Raw genomic sequence first — 4069 nt, forward strand, 5'->3', positions numbered from 1 at the left:
ACTTCCGGTTTGCTGTGTGCTGCAGAAGTGCACGGATAAGGAGGTCACATGACCTAACCGTAATCGTGGACGAGCTGTGCAATCGATGAAGGATGGTCCTTCAGGATCGGCTTTCAGGAGCAGGTCTTAAACCAGCTCCAAGCTGCTGCGGTCAAAAGCCGGCGGTGGTGAGCGTTGGAGGAAAAGCGCGAGGAAAACTTGCGCAGGTGCGCATCCGAGAGACGAACGAAAGTGAACCCATCGATGACGCGTCGTTACGAAGTCAAGTGTCGTCGAAACCAGATGCGAGCAAACATCTGGGATGAATCCGCCAGGTACCTGCTGACTGGGCGGGTGGCGACCGGCGTAGAGAGGGCGTGAAGCGGATGCAGGCGATTGTGCGGAACTGCAGGAACCAGTGCTCCGATGTCAAGGGAGAAGTCCAAGCAGCCAGAACTGCGAGGCGAGAGTACCGAGGCGGAGCCCTGGGGCGGACCGACTCATATGAGCGATGAAGGCCTTGTACTGGGGCTAGAGCAAAGGAGTCGGGTCAGGCGGTTGCATCACCGAAACAACTGGAGACAGGATGAACTCGATGCATGCGACAAACAAACCGTTCAACATCGATAAGCGCTTGGTGTACGAAGTGTACAAAGCGGTCAAATCCAATCGTGGCGGGGCCGGTGTGGATGAACAGTCGATCGAGCAGTTCGAGGAAGACTTGGCAGGCAATCTGTACAAGATCTGGAATCGGATGAGCTCGGGAACCTACTTCCCCCCACAGGTACGCGCCGTCCCCATTCCAAAGAAGAGTGGTGGAGAAAGGATTTTGGGCGTGCCCACCGTAGCCGATCGCGTGGCGCAGATGGTCGTGAAACAGCTAATTGAGCCGAGTCTAGAGCCAATCTTTCTCGCAGACTCCTATGGATACAGGCCGAATAAGTCGGCCCTGGATGCCATAGCGGCTACGCGAGAACGATGCTGGAAGTATGACTGGGTTTTAGAGTTCGACATCAAAGGCCTATTCGGTGCGCCAGGCTAAGCCGGGCGCTTCCAGCGGGTGAAACTCCCGTCCTGGTAAGGAGAACGAGCCGCTCCACCAGGAATCGAGTCTTGGGCTCATGGAGGCAACGACATGGGCTAAGCGTAGACAGAGCGATGCCTAGGCCGTAACGCAAGTGAAGCGATTGAGCCTCGTGACACATCCGGAGGCCGACAGGGTCGAAAATCTGGAAGGCAATAGTAGGCGGCCGCAAGGGCGATGGCCGCTGGAGACTCCGGCGGGGTCTAAGAGCACGGCATGGGCAGAAAAGGAAGTGTCAGGGCAACTGGGAGATCCACCGCCGTCTTGGACTGACGGTAGCGGACCGAGTATATCGACCGAATGGGCAAATCCTGAGGAAGATAAAAGCGACGATGGAAGTCGGACCCGCTGGGAGTACTCGGAGCGCGGGAAAGCCGCGTACATGGGGAAGCGGCGGGGCAGGTTGAGTTTGCTGGTCCAGGGAAACATTCCCTGCACAATCAGAGGTGGGAGAAGAATGTCCACACAACTGGATCAGATCGCAAAGAAGGCAAAGTCAAACCCAAAGGTGCGCTTCACCTGGCTGGCGCATTTGCTCACGCCGGAGTTGCTTAAAGAGACTTGGAAGCAAATGAACCGTCGGGGCGCAAGCGGTGTAGACGGCGAGACAACGAAGGAGTTCGAGCAGGACTTAGACACGCGCGTGCAAGAGCTGTGCGAACGCTTGAAGCGAGGAACCTATCGGGCTCCGCCGGTACGCCGAGTGGAGATATCCAAGGGACCTGGCAAGGTAGGGACAAGGCCGCTGGGAATTCCCACGGTCGAAGATCGCCTGCTGCAAAGGGCGGTCGCGCGCATATTGGAAGCGGTGTTTGAGGCGGATTTCCTGGAATGTTCGTATGGATTTCGGCCTAGGCGTAGGGAGCCCGTTGCGGGAAATCTGCTCGACGGGTTCCGCGAGGGGGGACAGGCACAAGAGATTCACCTCAAGACCTGTCCCTACCCACCACAACATCGACCACGAGCTCTTGCTGCGGGCTGTTCGGAAACACATAACGTGTAAATGGGCGCTGTTATACATCGAAAGATGGCTCAAAGCGCCCATGGTGAAGGAAGACGGGACTACGATAGAGCGAAACTGCGGCACGCCACAAGGCGGAGTGGACGACAACCGCAGAGGCCAATACCCGAACGTCAAATTCGATTTCCTCGGGCACTGCTTTCGGCCTCGGCAGGTGCGACGCATGCGGGACAATGTACTGTTCGGAGGATTCAATCCGGCAGTCAGCTCCGCTGCGCTAAACAACATGCGGGCGACGGTCCGGGACTTGAACCTACGACGGGAAACACAGCTGTCCTTACAGGACATCGCCCGGCAGCTCAATCCCCTCCTCCGAGGTTGGATTGGATATTACGGACGCTATGCTCCTTCGGCGCTGTCTCCCCTGCTGCGATACGTCAATCAGACGCTCGTGGCTTGGGCGCAGCGTAAGTTCAAGCGCTTTAAGCGTGGTGCAACTCTCGCGGGCCAGTTTATCGAAAGGCTCGCGACTCAGCGACCCGATCTCTTCGCTCACTGGCGACTCGGCATGACCGGTACGTTCGTCTGATGGGAGCCGAGTGAGGTGAGAATCTCACGCTCGGTTCTGCGAGAGGCCGGTGGTGAAACTCCGCTGGCCTACTCCCCCGTAATTCGCTAAGTGGCAGATCGACGAGCCCCAACACTCCAGGCGCTACCGATGATAGGCACCCACATTCACCACGATTCATGACAGCCGGCGGCCACGATAAGAGTCTGGCCGAGCGGGTGCATAAGCCATGTACGAGATGATCTCGGACCCAGCGGCCATTCCCAAAACGACAAGTCTGTCAAAACCATGAACGCCATCTCGATGAAGACCCGCCCGAGCTTGCCGACTCCAAATTGGCGATTTCGCGGGCAGAGTAATTTGATAAAGTCCACTCAAATGGATATGGACCGCTCGATCTCCAGTCGTACTCTCGGTTGCATTGGCCAGATACAGGCCGGCGAGGCAGCCACCGCTTTCCTGATGCTTACTTATTCATTCCTCGCCATGGCCAGCTACAGTGCCATCAAGCCGATTACCCGAAGCAAGTTCATCGACAGCCTGGGCGCCGACAACCTCCCCTATGTGCAGCTGGCCGGCGGTGTGCTCATCGGCATGATCATGGTCGGTTACGGCTGGCTGATGGCGCGCCTGCCACGTCGTTGGAGCCTACCCATCGTGCAGGTGGGAATCGTAGGCTTGCTCGTGGCCTTCTGGTGCCTGTTCCGAACGGGCGGCACGTGGGTTTCCGTCGCCTTCTACGTGACTGGACTCATCCTGGGGATACTGCTCATTAGCCAGTTCTGGACGCTGGCCAACCTTGTCTACGATCCCCGCCAGGCCAAGCGACTGTTCGGTTTCATCGCCGCCGGGGCTCCGCTGGGGGGAATTGCTGGTTCGATACTCACGGCGAGTTACGTGAAGGAGATTGGCAGCGTCAACATTCTTCTAGTGAGCGCTTCACTGATGACGGTCTGCGTACTGATCGTGGTGACCATCATTGTTCGCGAGCAGCTGAGTGGACTGGCTGCTGCTCCGCAGGGAAAGACTGAGATCCGGGGATGGCAGGCGCTCGATCTTCTGCGCAAATCGAGGCACCTGCAAATCATCGCGCTTGTGATCAGCTTTGCCGCCATCGGGGCTGCCATTATAGAGCAACAACTCAACATGGCTGCGGCGGCGGCTCACAGCCAGGAGACCGGTATTGCGGGCTTTCTGGCGGTCGTCCAGGCCTGGACCTCGACCATCGGTTTCCTCGTCCAGATCTTGCTCACGAGTCGGATTCACCGTTACCTCGGGATTGGATTTGCCTTGCTGATTCTGCCGGTCAGCCTCGGCTCGACCGCGTTGGTAATGCTCATGGTTGCCAGTCTTTGGGCGCCGGGCCTGGCCCGTGTTCTTGACCAATCGCTTCGTTACACAGTCGACAAAACCTCGCGGGAGATCCTTTTCATGCCGCTGCCGAGCGCCATCAAGCTGCAGGCGAAACCCTTTGTTG

The 4069-nt window shown here is 57.9% G+C and carries 4 protein-coding genes; all 4 read left to right on the top strand.

The features are described 5' to 3' along the window. The first annotated feature begins 574 nt into the window (after window positions 1-574). A complete protein-coding gene (locus tag VEG30_05545) occupies window positions 575-1021 on the top strand; it encodes a reverse transcriptase domain-containing protein (GenBank protein ID HXZ79374.1) in 447 nt (148 codons plus the stop codon). A 499-nt stretch (window positions 1022-1520) separates the two neighbouring features. Further along, complete coding sequence (locus VEG30_05550) at window positions 1521-2066, top strand: hypothetical protein (GenBank protein HXZ79375.1); 546 nt, start codon at window positions 1521-1523, stop codon at window positions 2064-2066. Between the two features lie 40 nt (window positions 2067-2106). Continuing rightward, on the top strand, window positions 2107-2613 hold the full coding sequence (locus tag VEG30_05555; GenBank protein HXZ79376.1) for a group II intron maturase-specific domain-containing protein: 507 nt from the start codon (window positions 2107-2109) through the stop codon (window positions 2611-2613). A 339-nt stretch (window positions 2614-2952) separates the two neighbouring features. Next, the coding region (locus tag VEG30_05560) for an Npt1/Npt2 family nucleotide transporter (GenBank protein HXZ79377.1) at window positions 2953-4069 on the top strand (1117 nt) is incomplete at its 3' end.

The organism is Terriglobales bacterium (genome assembly GCA_035624455.1).
In the GTDB taxonomy this organism is placed as follows: Bacteria; Acidobacteriota; Terriglobia; order Terriglobales; family Acidobacteriaceae; genus DASPRM01.